The 26,141-nt window shown below is 72.9% G+C and carries 21 protein-coding genes and 1 tRNA gene; 15 read left to right on the top strand and 7 right to left on the bottom strand.

All coding sequences use genetic code 11. The features are described from left to right. Nucleotides 1-26 precede the first annotated feature (26 nt). Complete coding sequence (locus IPK37_04655) at nucleotides 27-587, top strand: hypothetical protein (protein QQS01712.1); 561 nt, start codon at nucleotides 27-29, stop codon at nucleotides 585-587. Nucleotides 588-726: 139 nt separating this feature from the next. Here IPK37_04655 and benE read toward each other — a convergent pair whose 3' ends face one another. Together benE and IPK37_04645 are read right to left on the bottom strand one after the other, a co-directional pair. Further along, the gene (benE, locus tag IPK37_04650) at nucleotides 727-1,923 is read right to left on the bottom strand and encodes a benzoate/H(+) symporter BenE family transporter (protein ID QQS01711.1); all 1,197 of its coding nucleotides are present in this window, start codon (nucleotides 1,921-1,923) and stop codon (nucleotides 727-729) included. Beyond that, on the bottom strand, nucleotides 1,901-2,782 hold the full coding sequence (locus IPK37_04645) for a maleylpyruvate isomerase family mycothiol-dependent enzyme (GenBank protein QQS02672.1): 882 nt from the start codon (nucleotides 2,780-2,782) through the stop codon (nucleotides 1,901-1,903). The genes benE and IPK37_04645 overlap by 23 nt, the downstream gene beginning before the upstream one ends. 150 nt (nucleotides 2,783-2,932) lie before the next feature. On the opposite strand from IPK37_04645, the gene IPK37_04640 reads away from it, so the two are divergent. The 3 genes from IPK37_04640 (at nucleotide 2,933) to IPK37_04630 (ending at nucleotide 6,975) form a co-directional block, all read left to right on the top strand. After that, nucleotides 2,933-4,942, top strand: coding sequence for a bifunctional copper resistance protein CopD/cytochrome c oxidase assembly protein (locus tag IPK37_04640; protein QQS02671.1), 2,010 nt, complete (start codon nucleotides 2,933-2,935; stop codon nucleotides 4,940-4,942). Between the two features lie 15 nt (nucleotides 4,943-4,957). Beyond that, nucleotides 4,958-5,821 (top strand): hypothetical protein, encoded by an 864-nt coding sequence (locus tag IPK37_04635; protein QQS02670.1) that lies wholly within the window; start codon nucleotides 4,958-4,960, stop codon nucleotides 5,819-5,821. A gap of 281 nt (nucleotides 5,822-6,102) precedes the next feature. Then, on the top strand, nucleotides 6,103-6,975 hold the full coding sequence (locus IPK37_04630; protein QQS01710.1) for a hypothetical protein: 873 nt from the start codon (nucleotides 6,103-6,105) through the stop codon (nucleotides 6,973-6,975). A 34-nt stretch (nucleotides 6,976-7,009) separates the two neighbouring features. Here IPK37_04630 and IPK37_04625 read toward each other — a convergent pair whose 3' ends face one another. Next, nucleotides 7,010-8,023 carry an LLM class flavin-dependent oxidoreductase gene (locus tag IPK37_04625; protein ID QQS01709.1) on the bottom strand — a complete coding sequence of 338 codons (1,014 nt, stop codon included), beginning with the start codon at nucleotides 8,021-8,023 and terminating at the stop codon, nucleotides 7,010-7,012. Nucleotides 8,024-8,292: 269 nt separating this feature from the next. On the opposite strand from IPK37_04625, the gene IPK37_04620 reads away from it, so the two are divergent. Beyond that, the gene (locus IPK37_04620; protein QQS01708.1) at nucleotides 8,293-8,535 is read left to right on the top strand and encodes a hypothetical protein; all 243 of its coding nucleotides are present in this window, start codon (nucleotides 8,293-8,295) and stop codon (nucleotides 8,533-8,535) included. 27 nt (nucleotides 8,536-8,562) lie between these two features. Beyond that, nucleotides 8,563-8,823 (top strand): hypothetical protein, encoded by a 261-nt coding sequence (locus IPK37_04615; GenBank protein ID QQS01707.1) that lies wholly within the window; start codon nucleotides 8,563-8,565, stop codon nucleotides 8,821-8,823. Nucleotides 8,824-8,991: 168 nt separating this feature from the next. On the opposite strand, the gene IPK37_04610 is transcribed toward IPK37_04615, so the two are convergent. Further along, nucleotides 8,992-10,875, bottom strand: coding sequence for an acyl-CoA dehydrogenase (locus IPK37_04610; protein ID QQS01706.1), 1,884 nt, complete (start codon nucleotides 10,873-10,875; stop codon nucleotides 8,992-8,994). Between the two features lie 238 nt (nucleotides 10,876-11,113). Here IPK37_04610 and IPK37_04605 point away from each other — a divergent pair, with 238 nt between their 5' ends. Together IPK37_04605 and IPK37_04600 are read left to right on the top strand one after the other, a co-directional pair. After that, nucleotides 11,114-12,676: a CYTH and CHAD domain-containing protein gene (locus tag IPK37_04605; GenBank protein QQS01705.1), complete on the top strand. Its 1,563-nt coding sequence runs from the start codon at nucleotides 11,114-11,116 to the stop codon at nucleotides 12,674-12,676. Nucleotides 12,677-12,821: 145 nt separating this feature from the next. Further along, nucleotides 12,822-13,025 carry a hypothetical protein gene (locus IPK37_04600; GenBank protein ID QQS01704.1) on the top strand — a complete coding sequence of 68 codons (204 nt, stop codon included), beginning with the start codon at nucleotides 12,822-12,824 and terminating at the stop codon, nucleotides 13,023-13,025. A gap of 113 nt (nucleotides 13,026-13,138) precedes the next feature. Here the strand turns inward: IPK37_04600 and IPK37_04595 are convergent, their stop codons facing one another. After that, nucleotides 13,139-13,996 carry an SMP-30/gluconolactonase/LRE family protein gene (locus IPK37_04595; GenBank protein ID QQS01703.1) on the bottom strand — a complete coding sequence of 286 codons (858 nt, stop codon included), beginning with the start codon at nucleotides 13,994-13,996 and terminating at the stop codon, nucleotides 13,139-13,141. 205 nt (nucleotides 13,997-14,201) lie between these two features. On the opposite strand from IPK37_04595, the gene IPK37_04590 reads away from it, so the two are divergent. The 4 genes from IPK37_04590 to IPK37_04575 all read left to right on the top strand — a co-directional run bounded on the left by IPK37_04590 (nucleotide 14,202) and on the right by IPK37_04575 (nucleotide 22,341). Then, nucleotides 14,202-16,289, top strand: a complete 2,088-nt coding sequence (locus IPK37_04590; GenBank protein ID QQS01702.1) for a PAS domain-containing sensor histidine kinase — start codon at nucleotides 14,202-14,204, stop codon at nucleotides 16,287-16,289. Next, complete coding sequence (locus IPK37_04585) at nucleotides 16,286-18,349, top strand: HAMP domain-containing histidine kinase (protein QQS01701.1); 2,064 nt, start codon at nucleotides 16,286-16,288, stop codon at nucleotides 18,347-18,349. Before IPK37_04590 ends, IPK37_04585 begins: the two co-directional genes overlap by 4 nt. 486 nt (nucleotides 18,350-18,835) lie before the next feature. Next, on the top strand, nucleotides 18,836-20,314 hold the full coding sequence (locus tag IPK37_04580) for a hypothetical protein (protein ID QQS01700.1): 1,479 nt from the start codon (nucleotides 18,836-18,838) through the stop codon (nucleotides 20,312-20,314). A 14-nt stretch (nucleotides 20,315-20,328) separates the two neighbouring features. Next, nucleotides 20,329-22,341 carry a hypothetical protein gene (locus IPK37_04575; GenBank protein QQS01699.1) on the top strand — a complete coding sequence of 671 codons (2,013 nt, stop codon included), beginning with the start codon at nucleotides 20,329-20,331 and terminating at the stop codon, nucleotides 22,339-22,341. A 155-nt stretch (nucleotides 22,342-22,496) separates the two neighbouring features. On the opposite strand, the gene IPK37_04570 is transcribed toward IPK37_04575, so the two are convergent. Continuing rightward, nucleotides 22,497-22,567: transfer RNA gene (locus IPK37_04570), tRNA-Gly, on the bottom strand. A 754-nt stretch (nucleotides 22,568-23,321) separates the two neighbouring features. Here IPK37_04570 and IPK37_04565 point away from each other — a divergent pair. Further along, nucleotides 23,322-24,086 (top strand): hypothetical protein, encoded by a 765-nt coding sequence (locus IPK37_04565; GenBank protein ID QQS01698.1) that lies wholly within the window; start codon nucleotides 23,322-23,324, stop codon nucleotides 24,084-24,086. Nucleotides 24,087-24,122: 36 nt separating this feature from the next. Further along, entirely contained in the window at nucleotides 24,123-24,707 is a 585-nt protein-coding gene (locus tag IPK37_04560) for a dCTP deaminase (protein QQS01697.1), read from the top strand. Between the two features lie 226 nt (nucleotides 24,708-24,933). Here the strand turns inward: IPK37_04560 and IPK37_04555 are convergent, their stop codons facing one another. Continuing rightward, entirely contained in the window at nucleotides 24,934-25,419 is a 486-nt protein-coding gene (locus tag IPK37_04555; GenBank protein ID QQS02669.1) for a hypothetical protein, read from the bottom strand. A gap of 111 nt (nucleotides 25,420-25,530) precedes the next feature. Here IPK37_04555 and IPK37_04550 point away from each other — a divergent pair, with 111 nt between their 5' ends. Next, nucleotides 25,531-26,103 carry a sugar O-acetyltransferase gene (locus tag IPK37_04550; protein ID QQS01696.1) on the top strand — a complete coding sequence of 191 codons (573 nt, stop codon included), beginning with the start codon at nucleotides 25,531-25,533 and terminating at the stop codon, nucleotides 26,101-26,103. The last annotated feature ends 38 nt before the right edge of the window (nucleotides 26,104-26,141 follow it).

Below are 26,141 nucleotides of genomic sequence, written 5' to 3'. Positions count from 1 at the left end.
AGGCGATTCTCGGCCAAGATGGGTCCATGAAGCCGCCTGAGGAGACCGTCGACACCACCGGAGCCCGCCTCCACGAGGCCCTGGAGGCCTTCCGGGCCAGCAAGAAGCCGGCCCCCAAGAAGCGCGCCACGAAGAAGGCCGCGGCGAAGCCGGCGGGGGCGGCCGGCGCGGCGAGCTTGGCGGCGGGGGAGCAGGCGGAGTCTGCGCCTGGGACCGCAACGGCTCCAGTGAAGACGGGCGCTGCGGCCCCGTCGGCGGCGGGCGAGCCGCATGGCCGGCCGCTGTTCGCGGGCAAGCCGTACGACGCCACGACCACCAAGCTCTCCCTGGTCGTCTTCGAGGACGAGAACGCGACCAAGGGCACGTACGCCGTCGACTATCGCGAGGAGACCGACGCCGTCGTGGTGGGCGTTCGGGAGATCACCCCGTCGCGGCCCGACCCCAAGGCCAAGCCGGACCCCCGCCAGACGCTGATGCGCCAGATGCGCACCGTCAAGCTGCCGAAGGTCACGCTCGACGCCCCGCTGGGCGAGCGACCGTTGCTCGACGCCGCCACCGGCCGCCCGGTCGAGGTCTGGTCGGACTAGGAGCCACCCCCAACGCGACCGTTCGTGACCTGCGCAAAGGGTGCCATGGCACCTAACGTGCAGGTCGACGAACGGTCGCCTGTGGATAACGCGGCGCGTACGGCGTGCGGGGGTCACCGCGTGCGCCGTACGCCGGCGGTTACCGCGTACGTCGTACCGCGTGAGTCACCCCATGCACGACCAGACCGGCGATGAGCGCCCAGAACGCCGCCCCGATGCCGGCGACCGCGAACCCCGACGCCGCGACCAGGAACGTCACGGCTGCGGCCTCCCGGTGCACCTCGTCGCCCATGGCCGCGCTCGCCGACGCCGCGAAGGTGCCCACAAGGGCCAGCCCGGCCACGGCCGCGAGCAGACCCGGCGGCGCGGCCTGCGAGACGGCGGCCACGGCACGTGAGGCGGGCCCGAAGCCGCAGTACACCACCCCGCACGCCACCCCGGCGATCCAGCGCCGCGACCGGTCAGCCCCCGCCTCGGGGCCGGCCGCGAGGGCCGCGGCGATGGCCGAGAGGTTGATCGCGTGCCCGCCGAACGGAGCGCCGAGGACCGTCGCCGCCCCGGTGTACGCCAACGCGTCGCGCACCGGCGGCTCGTACCCGAACGACGCCAGCACCGCGATCCCCGGGATGTTCTGGCTGGTCATCGTCACGATGTAGAGCGGTACGGCGATCGCCACCACCGCCGCCGGCGCGAACGACGGCCCGACCCAGGCCAGCCGCGGCACCAGCTGCCCGGCCGAGACGGCCCCGAATGCCCCGGTCACCGCCATGACCGCCACCGCGGCGACCAGCGCCCCCGGCACCGCCCACCGCCGAGCCACCCGCAACAGGACCAGCCACGTCAGCACGATCGGCGCGATCGTCGCCGGGTGCCGCGCCAGGTCCCGGAACGGCGCCACGCACAGCCCCAGCAGCACACCCGCCAGCATCGCGTTGGCGATGGCCGTCGGGATCCGCCGGACCAGCTCGCCGAACGCGGGCACCAGCCCCGACAACGCCAACAGCACACCTGTCAGCGCGAACGCCCCCACGGCCGCGGCGAACCCACCCTCGGGCGCGACCGCGGTCGTCAGGAGGGCGGCGCCCGGCGTCGACCAGGCCGTGGTCACCGGCGAACGATGGCGCAGCGACAGCAACACACAGCCCAAGCCCATCGTCACGCACAGCACCGCCAGGCCCGAGGCCGCCTGATCCGGAGTCGCCCCGACCGCCGCGAGCCCCGTCAGCACCACCGCGAACGAGCTGGTGAACCCGACGATGCCGCAGACCACGCCCGCCAGGACGGGCTGCGCGAGGGACGAGCGCACGTGCGGGTCAGGGGGTGACGACGAGCGCATCCATGAACCGGCGCGCGATGTCCTCGTCGCCCAGCACCGTGTAGACGCAGTCCTCCGTGGCCCGGCGTCCGGCCGCCCGCCGCATGAAGACCTCGGTGGACATCTGCAGGGACGTGGTCCGCCCGATCGCCGGGATCGGGCCCGTCTCGTCCGACGCGCCCGCGAACATGAGCTTGCCGATCGGCTTGCCCGGGGTCCCGTCGGCGTCGTCCTCCGACGCCTCGACCCGTACGCCGGATCGGGCCACAACAGGCCCCGTCAGCTCCACCATCAGCACCTTGCCCGGCTCCAGACCGACCCGCTTGACGACGATCATCGGCAGCGCGTCGAGCACCTGGCTCACCGAGACGGCGGCGGCGGGGGAGTCGAGATTGCCGGGCCGGCCGAGGGCCTCGCGAATGTCCTGCTCGTGGATCCAGGTATCGAAGATGCGGAGCCGGAGCAGGTCCCCCAGCGTCGTCGGCTTGTCGGAGAGCACACCGGGGACCTCCGTCTCCTCGGTGAGGTTGGCATCCCGCAGCCGTCCCAACCGAGCGCCCAGCACCTTCTGCAGCTCGCCGGTGACCTCCTTGCCGGACCGGGGGCGACGCAGTTCGACGCCGTTCTCCATGTGCCGGCCGATGTCGTTCTTGATCCAGTCGTACGCCGGGACCTCCACCTGCGGGTCGGGGCGACCCAGCAGGCCGGCCTCGATGCTGGTGACGTGCGCCACCTGGTCCTTGACGGTCCACCCGGGGCAGGCCGTGGACTTGGCCAGGTCGGCGTCCCGGAGGTTGAACGTGAGGTCGACGACCGCCCGCGCGGTGCCCGCGAATGCTTCGACCAGGCCGTGCAGATCTTCGGGTGCTACGGGATGCATCGGCATGCGCTCACCCTATCTAGGCTGGGGGACATGGCCACGTCGACCGCGTCCCCCAATACCGCCCGCCCGGCTCCCGTGCAGGTGAGGGCTCGACGCGGGGTGGTTCTGGGGGCCGCCGGGGCCCTCGCCGTCGTCGCCATCGTGGCCATGCTCGCCGCCGGCGCCTTCGGCGGGGCGTTCGAGCGACTCCTCGGCTTCTCGGACGGCGGTGCGATCGCGATCTACGGCCTGCCGATAGCGCGGACGATCCACGACGCGTTCGGTGCCGCCACTGTCGGCCTGCTGCTGCTCGCCGGGACGATGCTTCCCGACACGACGCACACGCGGCGCCGCGAGACGGCGTGCCGGCTGGCGACGGCGACGGGCGCGGTCTGGGTCGTCGCGGGCTTCGTGGCGATGCTGCTGCTCATCAGCAATGTCACCGGCATCGGGGTGGGCGAGTCGGCGTTCGTTTCGACCGTGACCAGCTTCGTCTGGAAGGTCGACCTCTTCCGGGTCTACTTCATCAGCGTCCTCATCGCGCTCGGGGCGGTCGTAGGCTCGGCCCTCGCCCGCACGAAGACGACGATGGCCTGGATGGCCGCCCTGTCCGTCATCGCCCTGCTCCCCCTGGCGCTTGCCGGCCACTCGGGCGGATCGTTCGCCCACGACACGGCCGTGAACTCCCTGGCCGTCCACCTGGCCGCCGCCTTCGTCTGGTGCGGTGGGCTGTTCGCGATCCTCGTCCTGTGGCGCGTGCTCACCGGCGCGGCCGGTGTGGTGGTCCGGCGCTACTCGGTTCTGGCCGCCTGGTGCCTGTTCGGGATGGCGATCTCGGGGTTCCTCAACGGCATGGTGCGGGTCGGCGAGCTGGAGGGCCTGACCAGCCCGTACGGCGTCCTGCTGGTCGTCAAGACCGTCCTGCTGGTGGCGCTCGGTCTCGCCGGGCTGGGGATGCGGCAGCGCATCATCGGCCGCCTCGAGGCGGCCGACGCGGAGGGGACCGGCGCTGCCGGGGAGTTCCGCCGCCTCGCCGCCGTCGAACTCGGCCTCATGGCCGCCGCCATCGGCGTGGGCGTGGGCCTGTCCCGCACCCCCACCCCGGTGCCGCGCAGCGGCCTGCCGGATGCGGACATCGCCGTCGCCCTGACCGGCTATCCGGCCCCCACCAAGGCCCTGACCGGCGCCGACTGGTTCACGGTCTGGCGGATCGACTGGATCTGGTTCGCGGTGGCCCTGCTCGGGATCGGGATCTACCTGTGGGCCGTCCGGCGCCTCGCCAAGCGCGGCGACGCCTGGCACCTGCGACGTACGGTCGCGTGGACCTTCGGCTGGCTGCTCTTCATCTGGACGACCTGCGGGGCGCCGGGCGTCTATGGCAAGGTCCAGTTCTCGACGCACATGTTCATGCACATGATGCTGACGATGGGCATCCCGATCTTCCTGTGCATCGGGGCGCCGCTCACGCTGCTGGCCCGCGCGATCCCCGCGCGGCGGGACAAGACCATGGGCCCGCGCGAGCTGCTGCTGTCCACCGCGCACAGCCGCTGGCTGAGCTTCTTCTGCAACCCGATCATCGCCTCGATCAACTTCGCCGGGTCGCTGTACGTCTTCTACTTCACCGGACTGTTCGAGCTGGCGCTGAAGACGCACACCGGGCACGTGGCGATGGTCGTGCACTTCCTCCTCGCCGGCTACGTCTTCTGCTGGTCCCTCATCGGCATCGACCCCGGCCCGAAGCGGTGGCCGCCGTCGCTGCGGTTGGTCGCGCTGTTCGTGACGATGAGCGTGCACGCCTTCTTCGGGATCGCGATCATGTCCGCGACGACGCTGCTCGCGGGGGACTTCTTCACGGCCCTGCAGCAGGGCGGGAAGATGGCCTGGGTCGGCCCGTTGCTCGCGGACCAGCAGGCCGGCGGCGGCATCACCTGGGGCATCGGCGAGATTCCGATGCTGATCCTCGCGCTGCTCACCGGCGTCGCGTGGATGCGCGCCGACGAGCACGAGGCGCGCCGCACCGACCGGCAGGCCGAGCGCGACCACGACGCGGCGCTGGAGGCGTACAACGCCGAGCTCGCCCGCCGCGGCGCCGAGATGACCCGCGCCGAGGCCGACTGGCGGGAGCACCACCAGGGGCCGCACGTCCGGCACGGCGGCCGCGACCGGCACGGCGACTGATCGCCGGTGGCGCCGGTGCGGGCCGCGGTGTTGCAGGTCGCGTACGACGACGCGGCCGATCCCGCCGTACGTCGGGAGGCCGTGGCCGCCCGCGTTCGTGAGGTGGGCGCCGGCGTCGACCTCGTGGTGCTCCCCGAGCTGTGGCTGGCCGGGGCGTTCACCGCGAGGCGCTGGCGCGAGCGCGCCGAGCCGCTCGACGGGCCGACCTGCACCGTGCTGGCCGAGGCCGCCCGCGACGCCGGCTGCGTGCTGCACGGCGGGTCGATCATCGAGACGCCCCCACCCGACGACGAGGCCGCCGCGCACGGGCACCTCTACAACACGGCGCCGGTGTTCGGGCCGGATGGTGCCGTGCTGGCGGCGTACCGGAAAATCCACTGCTTCGGCGCCGGTGGGGTCGAGAAGGAGCTGCTGGAGCCCGGGCACGAGCCGTGCGTGCTCGAGTTGCCGCTGCCGGCGGCTGGCGCGTCCGGAGCCGGTACGTCGGTGCGGGCGGGCCTCGCGACCTGCTACGACCTGCGCTTCCCGGAGTTGTTCCGGGCGCTGGCTCGCGACGAGCCGGAGCTGATGATCGTGTCGGCGAGCTGGCCCGCGGCACGGGCCGAGGTGTGGTCGCTGCTCCTGCGCGCGCGGGCGCTGGAGAACCAGGCGTTCGTGCTGGGCTGCGCCGCCGCGGGGATCAACGGCAAGACGGCGATGAGCGGCGCGAGCGCCGTCTTCGGGCCGGCGGGCGATCTGTTGGCGGAATCGCCGGGCCCCGCCGACGGAGAGGGGCCGGCCCCGGACGACGTACTGATCTGCGAATTCGACCCCGCCGACGCGACCAGCGCGCGCGAGGCGTTCCCCGTCCTGGCGGACCGCCGGCTGGACCGCTGCTGAGCGGTGTGACCGCTCCGTCCGTACCGGGAAGGGGCGCGCCCGGACCGCACGAGGCCAGCCTCCGCTGTCCACATGGTGAGCGAAGCACTGCGGACTCGCGCTTGTCGTAAGGGGGTGTGACTGCCGATCCCCCAAGAGCCACGCGCGATCAGCGGAGAAGAGGCCCCTCGCTTATGACATGGCGCGTTGCGGCGACCTCATCGGACGTTGCCGGCGCGCTCACAGCGTGGGCAGGGTTGGGGCACAGACATGGGGAGCTCGCGATCTCGGGGGGAGTCGTTATGCGGGAAATCGACGAAGTTCAGGCCGGTGGCGATCAGTCGACGACATGGGCGGCAGGGGTGAGCCTGGGGCGGATCGCGTTGTACGCCGGCGCCGGCCTCGCGGCGGCGGGTTTCGCCACGGTGAGCGCCGATCAGGCCCAGGCACGACCGGACGACCCCCGCCCGGTGAGCACGAAGGCCGTCGCGACGAAGAGCAGCGCGGCCAAGCCAGTAGCTCAGCGCGTTGCGAATCCGGCGGCAAGGCCCGCCGCGAAGCCGGCAGCTCAGCCCGTTGCGAAGCCAGCGGCTTCGATTCCGATGCCGAAGCAGCCAGTCCAGTCGTCCATGGCGGCGATGAACGAGGCTCGCAAGGAGCAGGCACAGGCGCGGGTGGCGAAGCCTGCTGCCAGGCCGGCGGCCAAGCCTGCTGCCAGGCCGGCGGCCACGCCCGTTGCGAAGCCGGCGGCTTCGATTCCGATGCCGAAACAGCCAGCGCAGGGAACAGCGTCAACGGTCCGGTCGGACGGCCGCATCTCGCGGTCGTCTCCGACGCCGGGACCGGACTTCGTGCCGCCGCAGGCCCCTGATTCGCCGGCGACCCCGCCGCCGACCCCATCGCCGTCTCCGCAGCCGTCCCCCGTGCCGCCGCAGCAGCCGACGCCGGAACCGAACTTCGTGCCCCCGCTGGGACCGGACTCGCCGTCCAACCCCACCCCACCGCAGCGGCCCACGCCGCCCGAGTACGACACGCCGCTGGACAACACTCCGGTCTACCCCGAGCGCATGCCGTCGCCGCAGTTCCAGCGCGGTGTGCCGATGCCGTATGTCCCCATGCCCGGTGAACTCGGTAACGAGCAGGTGCTGGTCGCGGGCTACACCCTCAGGGGGTGAGCCGCTCGACCAGCGGCCCGCGTGCTGGCGGAGGTCAGGCCCGCCACGCCTCCGCGAGGAGCTCGTAGCTGCGGATGCGCTGCGCGGGGTCGTGCGTGTACGTCGTGGTGATGACCTCGTCGAGGCCGTGGTGGGCCACGATCGCCTCGAGTTCGGTCACTACGCGCTCCGGCGTACCGATTGCCCGCACCGCCTGGTGCTCCGCGACCACCGCGCGGACCTGGGGCGGCAGCGAGTGGAGGTACCCGGCCTGCGGGGGGTCGAGCGGGCCGCGGCCGCCGGTGCGGATGCGCACGGCCATCTGCTGCGCCGTCGTCGCCAGCAGGTCCGCCTCGTCCTGGGTGGGGGCGACGAGGACGTTGACGCCGGCCATGACGTACGGGCGGTCCACCTGCGCCGTCGGCGCCGAGGCGTCGAAGTGCTCGCGGTAGTGCGCGATCGCGGCGCTGAGCGCCTGCGGGGCGAAGTGCGAGGCGAACGCGAAGGGCAGGCCGAGATAGGCCGCCACGCTCGCCCCGCCCAGGCTCGACCCCAGCATCCACAGCGGCACCTTGGTGCCCTCGCCGGGGATCGCCCGCACGCGGGCGGGCGCCTCGGGGTCCGGATCCGCGAGATAACCGTGCAGTTCGACCACGTCCTGCACGAAGGTGTCCAGCTCGCCGGTGCCCCGCCGCAGCGCCGCCGCCGTCCGCGGGTCGGTGCCGGGCGCCCGGCCCAGGCCGAGGTCGAAGCGGTCGCCGTAGAGGGTGGCGAGGGTGCCGTAGTACTCGGCCACCATCAGCGGCGCGTGGTTGGGCAGCATGACGCCGCCGGAGCCGAGGCGGATGCGCTCGGTGTGGTCCGCCAGGTGGCCGAGGATCAGCGCCGTGGCCGAGCTCATGAAGGTCTCGCTGCCGTGGTGTTCGGCGACCCAATACCGCTCGTAGCCCAACCGATCCGCCGCCTGCGCCAGCGCGGTGGTGTCCTGCAGCGCGTCCCGCCTGGTCCGGCCCGCCGACGCAGGGGACAGATCGAGGATGGACAGGGGCACACGCGTCGAGGAGCTCATGATGGCGGCAACCCGGCGGGGCGAAGAAGCATTCCGTTCCGCTGATCACATCGAAGCGCCAGTCCGGCGGCGGCCGCCCGCACCGTGCCCGCCCCCTCGGGTGCCGCGACGCGCCGTACGTCGGTCGCAGGTGCCACCCGCGACGTACGTGCCTCACTATGACAAATGAGGACGTCATCTCCTCGACCGGCGGCGTGCAGAACGGTCGCGCCGACGGATGGCCGCAGGCGGGCGGCGAGCCGTGCCGCCGCGTACGCAGGGAGGCACCCATGGGCGCCGGAATCGGCATTTTCCTCATCGTGGTGGGCGCGATCCTCGCGTTCGCCGTGCAGGATCGGATCAGCGGGGTCGACCTGGTGATGGTCGGCTACATCTGCCTGGGCGCGGGCGTGCTTGCGCTGCTCATCTCGCTGCTGCAGATGAGCCAGCGGGGCAAGACCGAGGTACGCCAGGTCGTGGAGCGCCGCGACGTCAACGTGGCCGCGCCGCCGCCGGAGGACCCGCGCGTCTGACCGAGCGGGCGGGTTACAGTCGCGGGCATGGGGCTCGGACTGCTGCTGCTGACTGCGGGCGCGTTTGTGCGGTTCGTGCTGGGCCGGTACGCCGGGATGCTCGGGGCGTACGACGTACCGGGCGCCATCCTGATGGGTCTCGGCGTCGCCGCCATGCTCCTCGCGACCGCGCGACACGTCCTCGGCACGCCGTACGTCGTGCGCAGCCCGGCGCACGCGGACACGGCGGCCACCGGCGACGCTTCGGACGACGACCGAACGACCCAGCCCACCGCGGACACCCGGTAACACCGCGACAACCTCGCCACGAACCGCAGCCGCCAACCGCGGCACGCACCGCAGCACAAACGGCGACGACGCCCGCCGGGGATCACCCGGCGGGCGTCGTCGTGCCGTGCCACGGCGCAGGGACGTGTGCTCAGGTCGCACGTCCCGGCACGGCGCCGGACGAAGCGCCTAGAAGGCGCTCTCCGGCACGTCCATCAGGGCGTTGTCGGTCGCCTCCGCCATCGCCCGCTCCGCGCTCAGCCGCGGGAGCACCTGGTGGGCGAAGAACTTCGCCGCCGCGACCTTGCCCGTGTAGAAGTCCGCGTCGGCGCCGCTCGCTCCCGCCGTCAGCTTCTCGCTGGCCACCTCGGCCTGCCGCAGCAGCAGCCAGCCGATGATCGCGTCGCCGGCGGCCATGAGCAGCCGGGTCGTGTTCTGGCCGACCTTGTAGAGGTTGCGGACGTCGGCGTTCTCGCCGGCCATCTTCGGGTTGGACTGCATGGCCGCCCCGATCAACCAGGCGATGATGCCCTGCAGGTCTTCGATGGCCTTGCCGAGCAGCTTGCGCTCCGCAGCCAGCGGGTCGTCGGCGCCCTCGCCCGGGCCCTTCACCGTGACCGTCATCTCGGCGGCCAGCGCCTGCAGCGCCTGACCCTGGTCCCGGACGATCTTGCGGAAGAAGAAGTCCTGGCCCTGGATCGCGGTGGTGCCCTCGTAGAGGGTGTCGATCTTGGCGTCCCGCACGTACTGCTCCACCGGGTAGTCCTGCAGGAACCCGGACCCGCCGTACGTCTGCAGCGACTCCGTCCCCAGCAGCACCCACGCCCGCTCCGAGCCACAGCCCTTGACCAGCGGCAACAGCAGGTCGTTGATCCGCGCGGTCAGGTGCTCCGGCGATCCCTTCTCGGGCTCGGCGCCGTCGTGGGCGAGCCGGTACTGGTCCACCTTGTCCTGCTGCAGCGCCGTGAACAGCACGAGCGCCCGCAGGCCCTCGGCGTACGCCTTCTGCAGCATGAGCGACCGGCGTACGTCGGGGTGGTGGATGATGCTCACCCGCGGCGCGGACTTGTCGGTCATCTGGGTGAGGTCGGCGCCCTGGATGCGCTGCTTGGCGTAGTCGAGCGCGTTCAGATACCCCGTGGACAGCGTCGCGATCGCCTTGGTGCCGACCATCATCCGGGCGTTCTCGATGACCCGGAACATCTGCGCGGTGCCGTCGTGCACGTCGCCCACCAGGGTGCCGATCGCCGGGTGCTTCTCGCCGAAGCGCAGCTCGCAGGTCGAGGAGACCTTGAGGCCCATCTTGTGCTCGACGTTGGTGACGTAGGCGCCGTTGCGCTCGCCGAGCGCGCCGGTCTCGGGGTCGACCATGAACTTCGGGACGACGAACAGCGACAGGCCCTTGGTGCCGGGCGCCGCACCCTCGGGGCGGGCCAACACCAGGTGAATGATGTTGTCCATCATGTCGTGCTCGGCCGAGGTGATGAACCGCTTGACGCCCTCGATGTGCCAGGTCCCGTCGGGCTGCTGGATGGCCTTGGTGCGGCCGGCGCCGAAGTCGGAGCCGGCGTCCGGCTCGGTCAGCACCATCGTGCAGCCCCAGTGGTTCTCGACCATGTGGCCGGCGATCTTCCGCTGCTCCTCGTTGCCGATCTCGAAGAGGATGCGGGCGAAGCCGTAGCCGGCGGAGTACATGTAGATCGCCGGGTTCGAGCCCAGCACCATCTCCGAGGCCGCCCACATCAGCGACGGCGGGACAACGGTGCCGCCGAGCTCGCCGGGGACCGAGAGCATCCCCCAGCCGGCGTCCTGGTAGGCCTTGTAGGACTTCTTGAACGACTCGGGGATCGTCACCGTGCTCTCCACCGGGTCGAACACCGGCGGGTTGCGGTCGGCGTCGAAGAAGCTGTCGGCCAGCTCGTTCTCGGACAGCCGGGCGACCTCGCGCAGGATCTCGCGCGCGGTGTCGACGTCGACATCCTCGTACGGCCCCTGGCCGAGGACGCTGCCCCGGTCGAGCACCTCGAAGAGGTTGAACTCGAGATCGCGCAGGTTGCTCTTGTAGTGACCCATCTGGAGACCAGTTCCTCCCTTGGCGCGGGCAGGGCTGCCCCCGGCGCCTTTACTCGTCGGTAACAACTGACTATGACGGGCGGGGGATCGGCGGGCAAGAGGTGGAGCGCCCGTGTGAGCGAGTTCACCGCGACGATCACCGACGAGGCCTCGTCCGCTCCCAGCATGTCCGGTGTGGTCCCCGAACAACCCTCGATCACCTGTGAGAAAGGCCGCAGGGTGGGGGAGAATGACGGCCATGGCGGCGAATTCCGAGGAGATCGAACGTAAATTCGAGGTGCCGCGCCGCTGGGCGTGCCCCTCCTTGGCCGGCGTCGAGGCCGTCGCGCGCGTCGAGGGCCCGAAGCGGTTCGTCCAGACCGCGACCTACCTCGACACGCCGCACCTGCAGCTCCTGCGCGCCAAGCGCACGCTGCGCCGCCGGGTCGGCGGCATCGACGCCGGCTGGCACCTCAAGCTGCCGAAGTCCGCGGACACCCGCACCGAGGTGCACGAGCCGCTCGGCTCCGCGGTCAAGGTGCCGCCCGCGTTGCGGGCGATGGTTGCGGACGTCATCGGTACGGCGGCGCTGGTGCCCGTCTGCCTCCTGCGCACCCGCCGGGCCCGTCGCGAACTGCTCGACGAGAACGGCGCGCTCGTCGCCGAGGTGGTCGACGACACCGTCGAGGCGACCGTGCTGCTCGATGCCGGCAATGGCGAGCGGATCGTCCGCTGGCGCGAGGTCGAGCTGGAACTCGGCCCGGCCGGCACGACCGAGGATCTGGGGGCGCTGACCGAGGCCCTGCTGCGCAGCCGCCTGGTCGCCAGCAGCGCGCCGTCCAAGCTCGGCCGGGCGCTCGCGGAGCCGCTCGCTCGGCGTACCAGCGTGGCCGGGGGCGGCAAGGCCGGCGCGAAGGGGAGCGGCACGACCACCGCCACCGGCGCGTCCGCCACCGCCGGCGATGTGGTGATGGACTACCTGGCGGCGCAGCTCGGCGTGCTGCAGGCCCTCGAGCCGGCGGTGCGCGAGGACGCCCCCGACGCGGTGCACAAGTCCCGGGTGGCGACCCGGCGCGCCCGCAGCGCCCTCAAGACCTTCCGGGACCTGTTCGACGGGTCGGTCGCGGAGCACCTGCGCGGCGAGCTGTCCTGGCTCGCCGACCTGCTCGGTGGTCCGCGCGACGCCGAGGTCCTCCTCGCCCGGCTGGAGCCGCTGATTGACGACGTGGACCCGGCGTACGTCGTCGGCCCCGTCCGCGACCGCCTCCTCGGCATGCTGCGGGCCGACCACGACGCGAGCCGCGCCCGCCTCGTCGCGGGCTTGGACTCGCGCCGCTACGAACGCCTGCTCAGCGAACTGACCGAGGCGGTGATTCGGCCGCCGTACCTCGGCGAGCTCGCCCACGCCCCCGCCCCCGACGTGGTGGCGCGCCTGTCCGGCAAGGCCGCCGCCGCCGTGGTGCGCACCGCTCAGAAGGCCAAGGCCGCCGAGCCGGCCGAGCGCGACGAGATCATCCACGACGTGCGCAAGCGGGCGAAGGCGGCGCGGTACGCCGACGAGGCCGTGACTCCGGTCCTCGGCGTGAAGGGCGCCGCCCCGGCGTGGACGAAGCTGCAGGAGGCGCTGGGCGACTACCAGGACGGCGTCGTCGCGATCGAGACCATCCAGCGCGCGTGTGGCGAGGCGCGCGCGGCGGGGGAGGACACGTTCACGTACGGCGTCCTGGTGGAGCGCGAGGCCGCGGAGCATCGCCGGATCCGGGAGCAGTACGAGGCCCTGCTCCGGGCCGCCGTCAAGCGCAGCAAGTCGGTGCGCGGCTGAGCCGCAGGGCTATTGGACGGGGCAGGTTACGGGGGAGTTAGACGGTCGACCAATTTTCCTCAGACAGGCCGCGGACCAGCCGAAACAACACCCGTAGGCGCTCGGCACAGGGACCGGGTCGCCCTTGATCTCGGGGGAGATTGACATGTCCGTAGCAGCAACCCCATGGCCGGGGATGCCGACGCGAGAGCCCGCTCGGGTGCGCCTGTTGGCCGCCGTCCGGGACGAGCCGCGCGCCCAGGAGGGTGGCGGCATCTGGTCCGACGCGGCGTACGCCGTGGAGGCCGACGAGCTGACGACCTGGCTTCGTGGCCTGGCCCGGCTGGAGGCCGAGGTCCTGTCGGTGTAGGACCCGCACGACGTCCGAGCGGCCGCCGCGGGGGGTGGCGGTTCGCTCGATGAGGGAGGGGGCCCCGGCTGCGCGCCGGGGCCCCTCGCTATGCCCTCCGTTCGGCCCGGGCGTCACCCGGCGTACGCGAACGGGAGCTTCCCGCGGCCGCCCGGCACCACCCGGAACAGCGAACCAGCCTGGGGGTCCTCGCCGTCGGCGAGGTTTTCCCGCGAGGTGGTGATGTACAGCTCGTCGAGGTTCTCGCCCCCGAACGTGCAGGCGGTGACCTTCTTCGCCCCGACCTCGATCACGTCCGCCAGCGTGCCATCCGGCAGGTAGTGCTCGACCCGGCCGCCGTTCGCGATGGCGGTCCACACCCCGCCCTCGGCGTCCACGGTGAGCCCGTCGGGTCGGCCGCCGTCCGGAATCGTGGCGAACGGCCGCCGGTTGACGAGGCCGCCCTCCGCGGACCAGTCGAACACGTCGATGCGCCCGGTGGCCGTGTCGTTGTAGTAGGCCAGCGCGCCGTCGGCGGTCCAGTCGAGGCCGTTGCTGATCGTGAGGTCGCCGAAGACGCGCTCGGCGTGGTGGTCGACGGAGAGCCGATACATCGACGCCGCGCCGGGGGTCTTCTCGTACGCCATCTGCCCGGCGTAGAAGCTTCCGTCCGGGGCGCAGCCGCCCTCGTTCATGCGCAGCGCCGGGTCGTCCGAGACGTCCGGCAGGTCGGTGACGATGTCGTCGGCGTCGAGGAGGGTGAAGCCGCGCTCGGTCGCGACGACCATGCCGCGCGCGCTGCCGCCGTGCTCCCGCGGGCGCACGCACGCGGCGACCCGCCCCACCCGACGGCGGCTCAGGTGCCCCTCGCCGTCCAGCTGCACGACCTCACCGGCCAGCATGTCGACGAACCGAAGCCCGCCCCACTGCGGCCACCAGCACGGGCCCTCCATGTGGTAGCAGATGACGTCGGTGATGCGCTCGGCCTGCATGACAGTTCCTCTCTCGCGTGGGCTGGCCAGCCCTTCCAGGTCACGCTACGGGGAACGGACCCGGCCGCAGGGCGCAGGACGCCCGTCCATCGTCGGGAGGACGCCGGCCGTTCGTCACGAATGACAACCCCGTATCGCCTTGCCCCCGGCCCTCAGCGCGCCCCCTCGTCAGCCGATGTGAAATCGAACGGGGGAGGTGGCAGGCATGGACTCGGCGGCGGCGCTACGGCGCGCCATCGGGGGCACCGCGGGCGGGACGGCGGGGTCCCTCGGCGAACGGCCCGGAGAGTCCGCCGTACCCGTTCTCACCCCCCGCGGCCACGTCCTCTTCAGCCTGATCACCTGCGGTTGGGGCACCTACTTCGGGCTGACCTACGTGGGCTTCCCGGAGATGCTCTCCGCGTGTTGGATGTACCAGGCCGCGATCTTCCTCACCCTGGCGATCTTCGGGCCGCTGGGACGCAGGTCGCCGACGCTGTGGCGGGCGTTGGGCAGCATGACCGCGATGTACGTCGTGGGCGGGCTCGCGGCCGGATACGGTCTGGGCCGGCTCACCTGGATGGCGGCGACCAACGCCCTGGGCGCCGCGATCGGGGTGTGGCTCTACCGCCGCGACCCCCAGCGGTCCTGGGTGCCGCGCGACCTGTCCGAACTGCTGTGGCTGTGGACCGCGGCGGCGCTGCCGGCGGTGGTGACCGAGATCCTCGGCGGCTTCCCCTACCTCGGCGCCGCCACCGATCCCCCGCTCGGCGACCACGTCTGGTCCATCATTCGGCAGGTCGTCATCCTGACCACCGCGGTGAACTGCCTGCTCCCGGTCTTCTTCCGCGCCGGCAGCCAGCTCCTGCCGCCGCTTCGCAAGAGCTGGTGGGGACCGTACGCCGTGTTCACGGTGGCCTGTCTGTGGGCGACGTACCAGTGGCCCGACCTGCCGGTCTCCTGGGTCGGGGTCATCCCCGCCGTCGTGGCCGGCGCGCTGATGACCCGGCGGGCCGCCGCCCTCACGGTCCTGGTCATCTGCGTGGCGGCAATCGGCGTCCCCTACCCCGAATACGTCCTCGAGCCGTTGCTGGGCGTGCTGCACCCGGCCGTCGGCGTCGACATGGTCCTGGCGCTGATGTCCGACCTCACGATGATGATGGTCGTGTTCCGGGAGTGGGGCGCCCACCTCGTGACCACCTACCGTGCGTTGGCTGGCTCCTCGCGGGCCCACCGCGAGGTGCGCGACGCCGTCCTCGACGCGATGTCCGACGGGCTGCTTCTCACCGACGACCGCGGGCGGGTGTTGCTGAGCAACGCGGCCCTGACCGGTCTGCTCGGCCAGGGGCCGCCCGAGATCGTCTCGCTCGCCTGGGCCCGGCAGGTCAACCTGCAGACGGCGGACGTGGAGCGCATCCTCGGCGCGCGCGAGTTCGCCCGGCTGGTGCGCCCGCGCGCCGGCGGCGTGAGCCGCAGCGCGCTGGTCGTGCCGGCAGGCCCGGCAGCGCCGGCTGGGCCGCAGGCCTCCGATGGGCCCGCCGGCGCCGGCGTACGGCGGCTCGCCGTGACCACCCAAGACCTCCTCGTCGGCCAGGACGGATTCACCCTGTGGCTGTTCAAGGACGTCACGGCCGCGCACGAGCAGGCGCGGGTTCTGGAGGACTTCGCGGGCCGGGTCGCGGGGGACCTGAAGGCGCCGCTCGTGGCGCTGGCGACCTGGATGGACACGGCGGACGACGAGCTGGCGGGCGACCAGGCGGAGGCGGGCCATTACGCGATGACGCAGGCCCAGGACGCGATCGACCGGATGCGCGGGCTGATCGATGAGTACCTCAGTCAGGCCGTCGGCCGCGGTGGCGCGCTCACCCTCACCGACGTGCGCCTCGCGGATGTGGTCCGGGAGATCTGCGCGGCGTACGCGGCCGGGACCGCGGGCGCCGAGTTCGACGTCGAGGTCGAGGTCGAGCACACGGTCCACGCCGATGCCGCGCTGACGCGCCAACTCTTCGCGAACGTCATCGGTGCCGGGGTCCGCAACCACCCGCCGGGCCGGTCGCCGTACGTCGTGGTCCGCAGCATGGACGAGGCGCCCGGCTGGGCCGAGGTCTCGATCGCGGACCGCGGCGCGGGGGCGTGGTGGGAGGGCGACGGCCAGGCCGACCCCGGATCCTCCTCGCCGACCCCGAACCTCACGATCTGCCGCGCGATCGTCGCCCGGCACGGCGGGCACATCGGCACCGAGCTGAACGCGTGGGGCGGCGCGACGGTCCGTTTCACCCTGCCGCTGGCCGCCCCCGAGCAGGCGCTCCCATGATCCGGAGGCAGCCCCGGGCGGTCGCCGCGGCGGCCCCCGACCCGTTCGCCGGCCGGGCGATCAAGCCGCCGGAGCGGCGCCCCTTCGGAATGGGCCGCGCCATCCCGCTCATGTTCGCCGTCGTCATCTTCGCCGTGACCACCGCGGCGTCGGCGTTCGTCTACGCGCAGCATCAGCGCAACGGGTTGTTCTCGGTCAGCCCGGGGGTCGCCATCGCGATCCTCTGCCTGACGTGGCCGTCCCGACCGGTCTGGCAACGGCGCGACCGCGCCCAGATCGCGGTGGTCGCGGTGCTGCTGCTGGCGGGGTACGTCGCGATCTCCGCCCGCTGCGGCGGCGACCCGCGGGCGGCGCTGCGCGCCGGCGGGGTGTTCGTGCCGCTGGCCGTGGCCTTCCTGGCGCTCTACCGCCGGTCCTGCCCCGGCACCGAGTGGTTCCCCACGACCCACCGGCAGGGGCGGGCGTTCCTGGGGTGGAGCGCGACGTACGCCTTCCTCGTCGTGCTCGCCGGCGGCCTGCCGGGCTCGGGGATCAGCGGCTCCGACGACGTGCTGAAGGGCGCGTGGTGGGCGTGCCTGGCGTACGGCCGGGTGCTCGAGGCGAGCATCGTCACCTTCGCCCTGCTGCAGCCGGTGCGCCAGTTCAGCCGGGTGCAGTTGCGCGAGACGATCCCGGCGGGCGTCCTCGTCGGGGCGGCGTGCCTGGTCCTGCCCGCGCTGTATCCCCGCTACCCGCTGGAGTGGATGCTCCTGATCCCGGCCCTGTGGATCGGGGTCACGCTGCCGCTGCGGGCCGCGGTCGCGGCGGCGATGTCGATCCCCATCGGCCTCGGGGCCATCACGTCGTTCGCCCACCCCGGCCAGCTCTACGGGCCCACGGTCGACAACGCCCTGCAAAGCCTGCTGTACGTCATGTGCGTCGCGCTGGTGACGGCCATCGCGGCGGAACGCGAGGGGCTGGCCCGGCTGTTCGACCAGGTGGCCGACGCCGCCCACGAGGAGGCGGCGCACAGCGCGTTGGTGGACGCCGTCATCGGGTCGATGAGCGACAGCGTCGTGCTCACCGGTCGCTCCGGCGACGTGGTCATGGCCAACCCGGCCTCGCGCGCCATGCTGGGGACGCTCAGCGGGCCCGCCGACGACGGCGTGCCGTGGGTGCGCGCCGCCGGCGTCGCCCGCCGCGACGGCACGTCGCTGAGCGAGCCGGAGGTGCAGCGCCTGCTGGCCCCGCACCCCGACGACACGGTCCGGGTGACCGTCCGCAGCACGGACCCTCAGGCGGGCGAGCGGTTCTACACGATTTCGGCCCGGGCCCTGCCGGGCCAGGAGGAGGCGATGACGCTCGTCGTTCTGGCGGACAGCACCGCCGAGCACCGCCGCCACCGCGAGCTGGAAGCCTTCGCCGGCGACGTGGCCCACGACCTGAAGGGCCCGCTCTCGGCCATCGCCATCTGGATGGACACCGCTGAGAGCGACGCGCTCGACGACATCGATGCGGGCCGGTTCGCCCTGCGTCGCGCGCGGTTGGCGAGCAAGCGGATGGCCGACACCATCGACGATTGCCTGGCCTACACCACGACGAGGTCGGGCCTGCTGCATCCGCGCGACGTCGACCTCGGCGACGTCGTCCGGGAGGTGGCCAGCGTGTACGAGGCGGGCGGGGCGGTCGTCGAGGTGGCGGCCGAGGCCTCGGTCCGGGCGGACGCGACGCTGTTGCGGCGCCTCGTCGGCAACCTCATCGGCAACGCGGTGAAGTACGCCAAGCCGGGCGAGCCACCATGGATCCGGGTCTCCGCCGCGCCCGACCGCGGGACGGGTTGGCTCCGGATCACCGTCGCCGACCGCGGCATCGGCATCGACCCGAGCGAGGCGGAGACGATCTTCGCGCAGTTCTCCCGGACGGCCCACGGCTCCGCCACCGGCGACGGCACCGGCCTGGGGTTGGCCCTCTGCCGGTCCATCGTCGAACGGCACCAGGGGAAGATCTCGGCCTACCGCAACGAGTGGGGCGGCGCGAGTTTCGAGTTCACCCTCCCGCAGGGCCGCACCCTCGTCCGATGAAGGACGGCACCGAGGGCGCCGGCGCAGAGCAGACTGAGCTGACGCCCCGGCGAGCGGGGAGGTGGACGATGGGGTCACGCGCGCGACCCGCGGCGTACCGGCCGTTCTGGCGCGGCGTGGTCACCTCGGTGGCCATCGGGCTGGCGTTCGTGGTCTGCGCCGTGCTCCTCGAGACCGGCAGCGCGCCGGAACTCGCCTGGCTGGCGCTCGCCAACGCCGCGAGCGCGGGCACCGTGGCGGGTCTCTACCGGCTGCCGCGACCGGGCCGCCCGTGGTTGCCGCAGCGCGTCGGGGACGTGCTGGCGATGACCCTGGCCGCCGCGGGGGGCGCGCTGGGTAGCCTCCTGCTGGGGGCGTTCCCGCCCACCCCGCTGGGGGGCACCGGCGACGCGCGCCTCGACCTGTGGAACGCGTCGTGGCAGTTTCTCGCTCTCCGTCGTCACCGCGAACAGCCTCATCCCCCTGTGCTTTCGCCGCGACCGGGAGGTGCTGCCGCCGCTGCCGCGCGCGTGGTGGCCGGTCCTCGTGCTCGTGGCGGTGTTCTGCGTGCAGGCCCCCGACCTGGTGCCGGCCTACCCGGTGGACTGGGTGTTCGTCGTCCCGGCCGTGCTGGCGGGCAGCCTGCTGCGGATGCGGTCCTGCGCGTTCTCGATGCTCGTCCTGGCGGTGTGGTGGGCCGTCACGCCGTACGCGGACTACGCCGACCCCCCGCCCGGTCAGCTCGTCGCGCCCGAGGCGGTCGTCGACCTGGTGTTGGGCTTCCTCAGCGTGATGGCGATCGTCATCGTCGTGTCGCGGGAACGTACGGCGGTGCTGGCCGGCGTCCTGCGCGACCGGGCCGCCGCGGAGCAGACCCGCGAGGCGATGCTGGCCGCCGTGCTGGCATCGATGCGCGACGCCGTGGCGCTCACCGAGAGGGACGGCACGGTGCTGCTGGCCAATGCGGCCGCCCACCGGCTGTACGGCGACGTCCCGCCGCGGGTGACCTTGCCCTGGCTGCATCGGCTGGGCCTGCGGAATCGAACCGGCCAGGACCCCGACCAGGCCGAGGTCGACCGGCTGCTGGCCCCGCCGGGGCCGCGGCCGGTGCACGGCGAGATCGTGCGCCTCGACCCCTCGGGGGAGCGCCGGCACCTGGCCACCGCCCAGTCGGTCGAGACCCCGGACGGTCCGCGAACCGTGTTGTTGGTGCGCGACATCACCGTGGAGCACGCGCGGTTTCGCCGGCTCGAATGGTTCGCCACCTCGGTGGCCGGCGACCTCACCGAACCGCTGACCACGCTGGATCGGCGCATCGACGCGGTGGTCGCGGCGGCCGCGGACCCCGTCGGCTCGGCGGCTGAGGCGCCCGAGCTGGTCGAACGCGCACAGGAGGCCGTGGCCGGGATGCGCCGCTCGATCGAGGACTACCTGGTGCGCGCCGTCGCCCGCGCGGACGGCCCGACGGATCAGGTCGTCGACCTGCGGCAGGTGACGGGGGCCCTGGCCGCGGCGCATGTCGAGGAGGGGGACGTGGTGCTCGCAACCGACACCCCCCACCTGGTCCTGGTCGACGCTCACCTGGTCACGCAGCTGTTCGCGAACGCCCTCGCGGTGCTGGTGGCCGGCCTGGCGCCGACGCCGGCGCCGCGGGTCTCGGTCCGGAGCCGGCGCATCGACGCGCGGTGGGTGCAGGTCGTCCTGGTTGCCGAGGGGACCGCCGCCTCGGGTGCGGGGCCGTCGCCGGGATCCTGTGGTGCCGCTGGTCCCGCTGCTGGTGCCGCCGCCGCTCCCGCGGCTGGTCCCGCCGCCCTCGCGGCTGGTCCCGCCGCCCTCGCGGCTGGTCCCGCAGGGGGCGACGGGCTTGCGGTGTCGTTGTGCCGTGCCGCCGTCGCGCGACACGGCGGCACGTTCGACGCCGCGGCGGCCGCGCCGGGCCGGGCGAGCGTCGTCTTCACGCTCCCGGCGGCGGGGGCGGCGTCATGATCGTGCGCGGGCGCGTGTTCGGTTGGTCCGCCGCTCAGCTCGCCGTCCTGGTCACCGCCGTGTACGTCGTGTGCCTGGTGCTGGGATTCGTCGCCGCCGAGCAACCCGTCCGCGTCGTGTGGGGCTGGCCCGTCCCGGGGTCGACGGTCGTCCTGCTCACGCTGATCTGGCCGGGTCAGGGGCAGGGCGGCGGGGCCTCCTGGCGACCGTTCGCGGCCAAGCTGGCCGGGCTGTGGGCCCTCTTCGTCATCACGGGTGGCCTTCTCGACGTCGGGTGGTGGCGCGCCGCGGGCTGGGGCGCGATCGAGTTGGGCGCCGTGACGGGCCTGCTCGCGGCGTACCGTCGCTGGGTCAGCCCGACGCAGTGGTTCCCCGAACGACCGCGCCAGCTCCTCGCGGTTGCGGGTCTGACGATCCTCGCGGGGATCCTGACCGCGGCCGACGCGTGGTGGGGCATCGGTCCGGAGGGGCCGCTGGAACGGGGGCCGGAGCTGCTGTTGTGGTACGCCGCTGGGTGGTCCACCCGCGTCATGATCGGCGGCGTGATCGGCCTGGCGTGGGCCCATCCGCTGCGGGAGGACCCGAGCCAGACCCGGCCCTGGATCGCCGGGGTCTGGCTGCCGGTGAGTCTGGTCGGTCTCCTCGTCGCCGGGCTCAATCCGGGGCTGCCGCTCATGTGGCTGCCGCTCATGTGGCTGCCGCTGGTCCCGGCGCTCGCCATCGGGCTGTCGATGGCGCCCCGCTGGGGGTCGTTCGCGGCCTCGGCGCTGGGGGTGCTGGTGTGGGTGACGCCGCACGCCTTCCCCGGGTGGTCGGCCGAGGACGGGCTCATCCGCCCGGCGGCCCTGAACGTCACCGCGCTGGCGGCGCTGATGTTCGCGATGACGCTGGTCCTCGTCCGGCATCATCAGGGCGTCCTCGACGACGGCGTGGAGAACTCCCGGCGGGTGGCGGCCGCCCAGAACGCCGTCCTCGACGCGATGATCTCGGCGATGGCGGACGGGGTGCTCCTCGCGGACCGGGAAGGCGCGGTGCTGCTCGCCAACGCGGCGGCGCGCGCCATGCTACGCCCGCCGGCCGGCGGCGTCGTGGCGGAGACGGGGGAGGGCGCCGGGTGGGTCGCGCACTACCGGCTCCTCGGCGACGGCGGCCGCCAGCTGCGCGCCGGGGAGATCACCGCGCTGGAGGCGCCCGGCAAGGCGCCGGTCCGGGTGCCCCTGGCGACCCGAGACGAGCGCGGTGAGCTGCGAAGCCTGCAGGCCACCGCCCAGGAGATCCCCGCCGGCGGGGCGGCGGCCGTCCTCGTGGTGCTGACCGACGAGACCGTCGCCCGGGCGCGCCGCCGCGAGCTGGAGGCGTTCGCTGCCGTGGTCGCCCACGACCTCCGCAACCCGTTGGGCGCGGCCTCGCTGTGGCTCGACGCCGCGGCCATGCAGTGGGAAGAGCCCGGTGGCGCCCTGGAGTCCGCGCTGCTGGCGCGCGCCGCCAGCCGCCGGATGCGTCAGGTAATTGAGGACTACCTGGCGTACGCCGTCGGCCGCGAGGGCGTGCTGCGCCTTGAGGACGTCAACGTCGCCGAGGTCGTGGGTGCCGTCGCCGCGCTGTACGGCGGGCCGGGCGGGGGCCCGACGATCGAGCTGCCCGAGGCGTCTTGGGTGCGCGCCGACGAGGCCTTGCTGCGCCAGGTGTTCGCCAACGTCATCGGCAACGCCGTAAAGTATGCGCGCCGCGATGAGCCCGCCTTCGTCCGGGTCCGCATCGGCGCCGACGCGCCCACCGGCTGGGTACGGATCCTGGTCGAGGACAAGGGGATCGGGATGGAGGACAGCGACGCGGAGGCGATGTTCGCCCCGTTCGGCCGCACCGTCCGGGGCGCCTCCGTCGAGGAGGGCACCGGCCTGGGGCTCGCGCTCTGCCGCGACATCGTGACCCGCCACGGCGGGACCATCACGGCCCGCCGCAACGACTGGGGCGGTACGACGATCGAGCTCCTCCTCCCGCAGGCCGGCGCCGGCCGGCTGCACTGACGGGACCGGCCGACTCGCTCGCTGGGGAGTTGCGGCCCTGACCGGGATCCCCCGTGCGCAGCCCGCCCGGAAGTTCGGGGGAATGACGAACGCCGCAGGTAGACCGCCTGTGGCGGGTGGGGAACCTGCGGCGTTCGTAGCTCGTGCCATCCCAGAGCGAGTGACGGGAATCGAACCCGCGTGTCCAGCTTGGGAAGCTGGCGCTCTACCATTGAGCTACACTCGCGCAGCCTCTGACCTGCAGTTCTGCACAGATCTGGCGGGGTGGCGGGCCGGTGTGGACGGCCCCCGCCGACGAGGCTTGGACCACTCTAGCCCAGCGCGAGCGCTGCGTTGAAACCGTCGCCACGCCCTTGTCGGATCAGCCGACGCGCGGCCCGTCGCCGGCCCCATCGACGGCCCGGCGGCTGCTCGGTGGCCGTGACGCCATCGTGATCCGTTCGGGTGCAACGTGGCCCGGCCGCCGGGCGTATGAGAAGTATTAGGTCGTTCGACCCAATGTCTCCGGCCGACCACGGCCGCACCAGGGGGTTGCCGTGTTCCTCTCCACCGCGCGTGCCAGGCCCGCGCGCCCCGTGATCGCCCTGACGTTCCTCACCACCGCCGCCGTCGCGCTCGCGGGCTGCAGCGGAGCCAGCGGCTCGGCCGGCTCGTCGGCGACGGCCGCCGCGCCAGCGGCGTCGTCGGCCACGACCGCAGCCGGCAGCGCCTCGAACGCCTCGACGGATCAGGCCACGCCGTCGACCTCGACCACCACCACAGCCCCACAGTCCGACCAATCTCCGCCGGCCGAGCCGAATCCCCAGGCCCCATCCGACGTACCGTCATCCGCGCCCCCGGCCCACGCAGCCCCCGCCCCCGCGAGACCGGCCGCGCCCGTCGCAGCGAAGCAACCCACGTCGCCAGCGCCGCCGAGTGCCGCGCCCCACGGCGTACGCGTCGGCGGCTTCCACGAGAGCCGCCAGTGCGGGGCGGACCCGGTGCTGCAGTACCGGACCGCCACTCCCGGCGCCGCCCTGCCCGCGCTCGCCATCGACATCGACGGCCAGACCCGCCCGATCGCCCAGGGTCGCTACGTCTTCCGGGCGGAGGATCGGACCCCGAGCGGGGCCCCCAAGCCGTACCGGGCTCTCGCCGACGGCGTCGCCCAGCCGGTGATGATCGACTACCTCGCCCCCGTCGGCCCGCGCTGCCTCACCGACGTGCCGGGGCCGGTGTTCTGGAACGTTCGCGGCCCGTCGCGGGGCTTCACCGTCCCCGGCGACGACCAGGTCACCTATCAGGCGATCATCGGCGACGTCACCGAACCGGTCTCCGACACGGCCGGATGGGCCACCGTCGGGTACGGATTCCACCCCGTCCAGGGCCAGACCATGGTGCACCTGAGGGCCGTCGCCAAACCCGGCTTCGAGCTGGCCTACCCGACCGGGTGGATGCAGTACTTCGGCGCCCCCCGCGCCATGGCCGCGCCGACGCCTCACCTGCTGACCGGCGGGGCCGGCACCATCACCGTCCATTGGGAGCGGCCCGACGCGGCGCCACCGAGCACGACGTACTCCGTCGTCGTCACCGACATCACCGGCGGCGTCCGCGGCAAGCCCGTGCTGCGCCAACAGAACGAGCCCAAGCTCGCCTGCGACGTGCCCGTCTCGCTCGGCCGCACCATCGAGATCGAGGTCGTCGCCAACGCCGACGCCGGCGCGCAGATCACGCGCGGCACCACGACGTACACGTTCGTGGGGTAGGCCGGGGGAGGGGGTCGGGTGCCGTACGTTGGCTGCGTGCTGCTCTCCGATCGCGACCTGCGCCACCTGATCGAGTCGGGACGGGTGGGGCTGAGCCCGTACGACGAGGCGATGATCCAGCCCTCCAGCGTGGACGTGCGGCTGGACCGGTACTTCCGGCTGTTCGACAACCACAAGTACCCCTACATCGACCCCGCCGAGCCCCAGCCCGAGCTGACCCGCCTGGTCGAGGTCGACGCCGCCGAGGCGTTCGTGCTGCACCCGGGCGAGTTCGTGCTCGGCTCGACGTACGAGCAGGTCACCCTCCCCGACGACGTCGCAGCCCGCGTCGAGGGCAAGTCGAGCCTCGGCCGCCTCGGCCTGCTCACCCACGCGACCGCCGGATTCGTCGATCCGGGCTTCACCGGCCACGTGACGCTCGAGCTGTCCAACGTCGCGACGCTGCCGATCAAGCTGTGGCCCGGCATGAAGATCGGGCAGCTCTGCTTCTTCCGGCTCAGCTCGCCCGCCGAACACCCCTACGGCAGCGGGCGGCCCGGCAGTCACTACCAGGGGCAACGCGGTCCGACGGCGAGCCGGGCGCACGAGAACTTCCATCGCACGCCGCTGGGCCCGAGCTGATCGCGGGCTAGACACACGGGACGTTGTCCGTTCGGGAGAGCGGGCGCCCCGGAAGGGGGTCGGGGCGCCCGCCGCGCGCCGCACAGGGGGAGAGGTACGACGCCGTGGTGCACCCCCGAAATTCACCCACCTGACAAGTGAATTCAACCATTCGTCCAGGGCATCCGGGAAGTGACTCGGTCAGATCGGCCGAAATTCGCGCGATCGGTTTCGGAGCCCGTTCGGTTCAGCCGGCCGCCTCGGAACGCTGCTGTCGCCAGGCCCGCAGATCGCGCGCCAGCTTGGCGCGGCGGAAGCCGGCGCGGAACAGCCGTTCCAGGTCATAGCGGTTGTCGTGGCTCAGCTGCACGTGGAAGTAGTTCACCTGCTCGGCCACGGCCAATGCGGCAAGGCCCGCTCCCGGCAGCCAGCCCGCCAGGCGACCCCCGCCGAGCGCTTCGACCTGCCCCGGTCCCGCCGCCACGGAGACCGCGACGGCCGCCAGCACCAACGCGAGGCAGGGCCACTGGACCCCCGCGAAGAAGCCCAGCCCGCGCGGCAGTTCGGTTCTTTCGCGGAGCTGTTCCCACTTCGCGGCCCAATAGGCGCCGCCGACCAGGAGCAACGCCGCCACCGCGACGAAACCCAGCACATTGGCGGCGGTCAGGGGCCAGCCGAAGATCGGGAAAAGCGCCGCGACCACGCCGACGTTGAGGGGCTCCAGGAGGGCCATGCTGCGATAGCGGGAGGCCAGCTTCTCGCGGGGGTAAGCCACCGCTGCACGCTAGCCTTCGCGTCTCGCGCGGGGCCCCGCACGCCGTACGTCGTGTGCTTGGCTGGGCCGATGAACGAGGCAACCGACCGGCGGTCGATGCGCGAGCGGATGGACGCGGGCGAGCTCTACGTCGCGGACGACCCCGAACTCGCCGAGGCACACCTGCGCTGCATGGACCTGCAGGAGCAGTACAACGCGACCTCGGCGCGGCAAGGCGACCTGCGTGCGGACCTGCTGCGCCGGATGCTCGGCCACTGCGGGGACGGGGTCGTGGTGCGGCCGCCGATTCTGCTCGACTACGGGCGGAACCTGTCCATCGGCGCGAGGACCTTCGTCAACTACCACCTGGTGGCCCTCGACGCCGCGCGGATCACGATCGGCGCCGACTGCCAGATCGCGCCCAACGTGCAGCTCCTCACCGCGTGGCACCCGCTCGAACCCGGCCCGCGGCGCGCCAAATGGGAGGCCGCGACGCCCATCACCATCGGCGACAACGTGTGGCTCGGCGGGGGCGTCATCGTGCTGCCTGGAGTAAGCATCGGCGACGACACGGTGGTCGGCTCGGGCGCGGTCGTGACCAAGGACCTGCCCGCCGGGGTCGTCGCCGTGGGCAATCCCGCGCGGATCGTGCGGCAGCTGTAAGGCGTACGGCGGCGCCCGACGCGCCGCGATCATCCGTC

It is taken from the genome of Austwickia sp. (assembly GCA_016699675.1).
GTDB lineage: Bacteria > Actinomycetota > Actinomycetes > Actinomycetales > Dermatophilaceae > Austwickia.
Note: the sequence above shows the minus strand (reverse complement) of the source record. Positions and strands in the feature narration are given on the sequence as shown.

Excerpts from the sequence above, each read along its gene's own strand:
- IPK37_04585 (QQS01701.1), top strand. The coding sequence starts at position 16,286 with ATGATCCGGAGGCAGCCCCGGGCGGTCGCCGCGGCGGCCCCCGACCCG.
- IPK37_04655 (QQS01712.1), top strand. The coding sequence starts at position 27 with ATGAAGCCGCCTGAGGAGACCGTCGACACCACCGGAGCCCGCCTCCAC.
- IPK37_04595 (QQS01703.1), bottom strand. The coding sequence starts at position 13,996 with ATGCAGGCCGAGCGCATCACCGACGTCATCTGCTACCACATGGAGGGC.
- IPK37_04625 (QQS01709.1), bottom strand. The coding sequence starts at position 8,023 with ATGAGCTCCTCGACGCGTGTGCCCCTGTCCATCCTCGATCTGTCCCCT.
- IPK37_04605 (QQS01705.1), top strand. The coding sequence starts at position 11,114 with ATGGCGGCGAATTCCGAGGAGATCGAACGTAAATTCGAGGTGCCGCGC.
- IPK37_04620 (QQS01708.1), top strand. The coding sequence starts at position 8,293 with ATGGGCGCCGGAATCGGCATTTTCCTCATCGTGGTGGGCGCGATCCTC.
- IPK37_04555 (QQS02669.1), bottom strand. The coding sequence starts at position 25,419 with ATGGCCCTCCTGGAGCCCCTCAACGTCGGCGTGGTCGCGGCGCTTTTC.
- IPK37_04630 (QQS01710.1), top strand. The coding sequence starts at position 6,103 with ATGCGGGAAATCGACGAAGTTCAGGCCGGTGGCGATCAGTCGACGACA.
- IPK37_04610 (QQS01706.1), bottom strand. The coding sequence starts at position 10,875 with ATGGGTCACTACAAGAGCAACCTGCGCGATCTCGAGTTCAACCTCTTC.
- IPK37_04590 (QQS01702.1), top strand. The coding sequence starts at position 14,202 with ATGGACTCGGCGGCGGCGCTACGGCGCGCCATCGGGGGCACCGCGGGC.
- IPK37_04550 (QQS01696.1), top strand. The coding sequence starts at position 25,531 with ATGAACGAGGCAACCGACCGGCGGTCGATGCGCGAGCGGATGGACGCG.
- benE (QQS01711.1), bottom strand. The coding sequence starts at position 1,923 with ATGCGCTCGTCGTCACCCCCTGACCCGCACGTGCGCTCGTCCCTCGCG.
- IPK37_04615 (QQS01707.1), top strand. The coding sequence starts at position 8,563 with ATGGGGCTCGGACTGCTGCTGCTGACTGCGGGCGCGTTTGTGCGGTTC.
- IPK37_04645 (QQS02672.1), bottom strand. The coding sequence starts at position 2,782 with ATGCATCCCGTAGCACCCGAAGATCTGCACGGCCTGGTCGAAGCATTC.
- IPK37_04640 (QQS02671.1), top strand. The coding sequence starts at position 2,933 with ATGCTCGCCGCCGGCGCCTTCGGCGGGGCGTTCGAGCGACTCCTCGGC.
- IPK37_04600 (QQS01704.1), top strand. The coding sequence starts at position 12,822 with ATGTCCGTAGCAGCAACCCCATGGCCGGGGATGCCGACGCGAGAGCCC.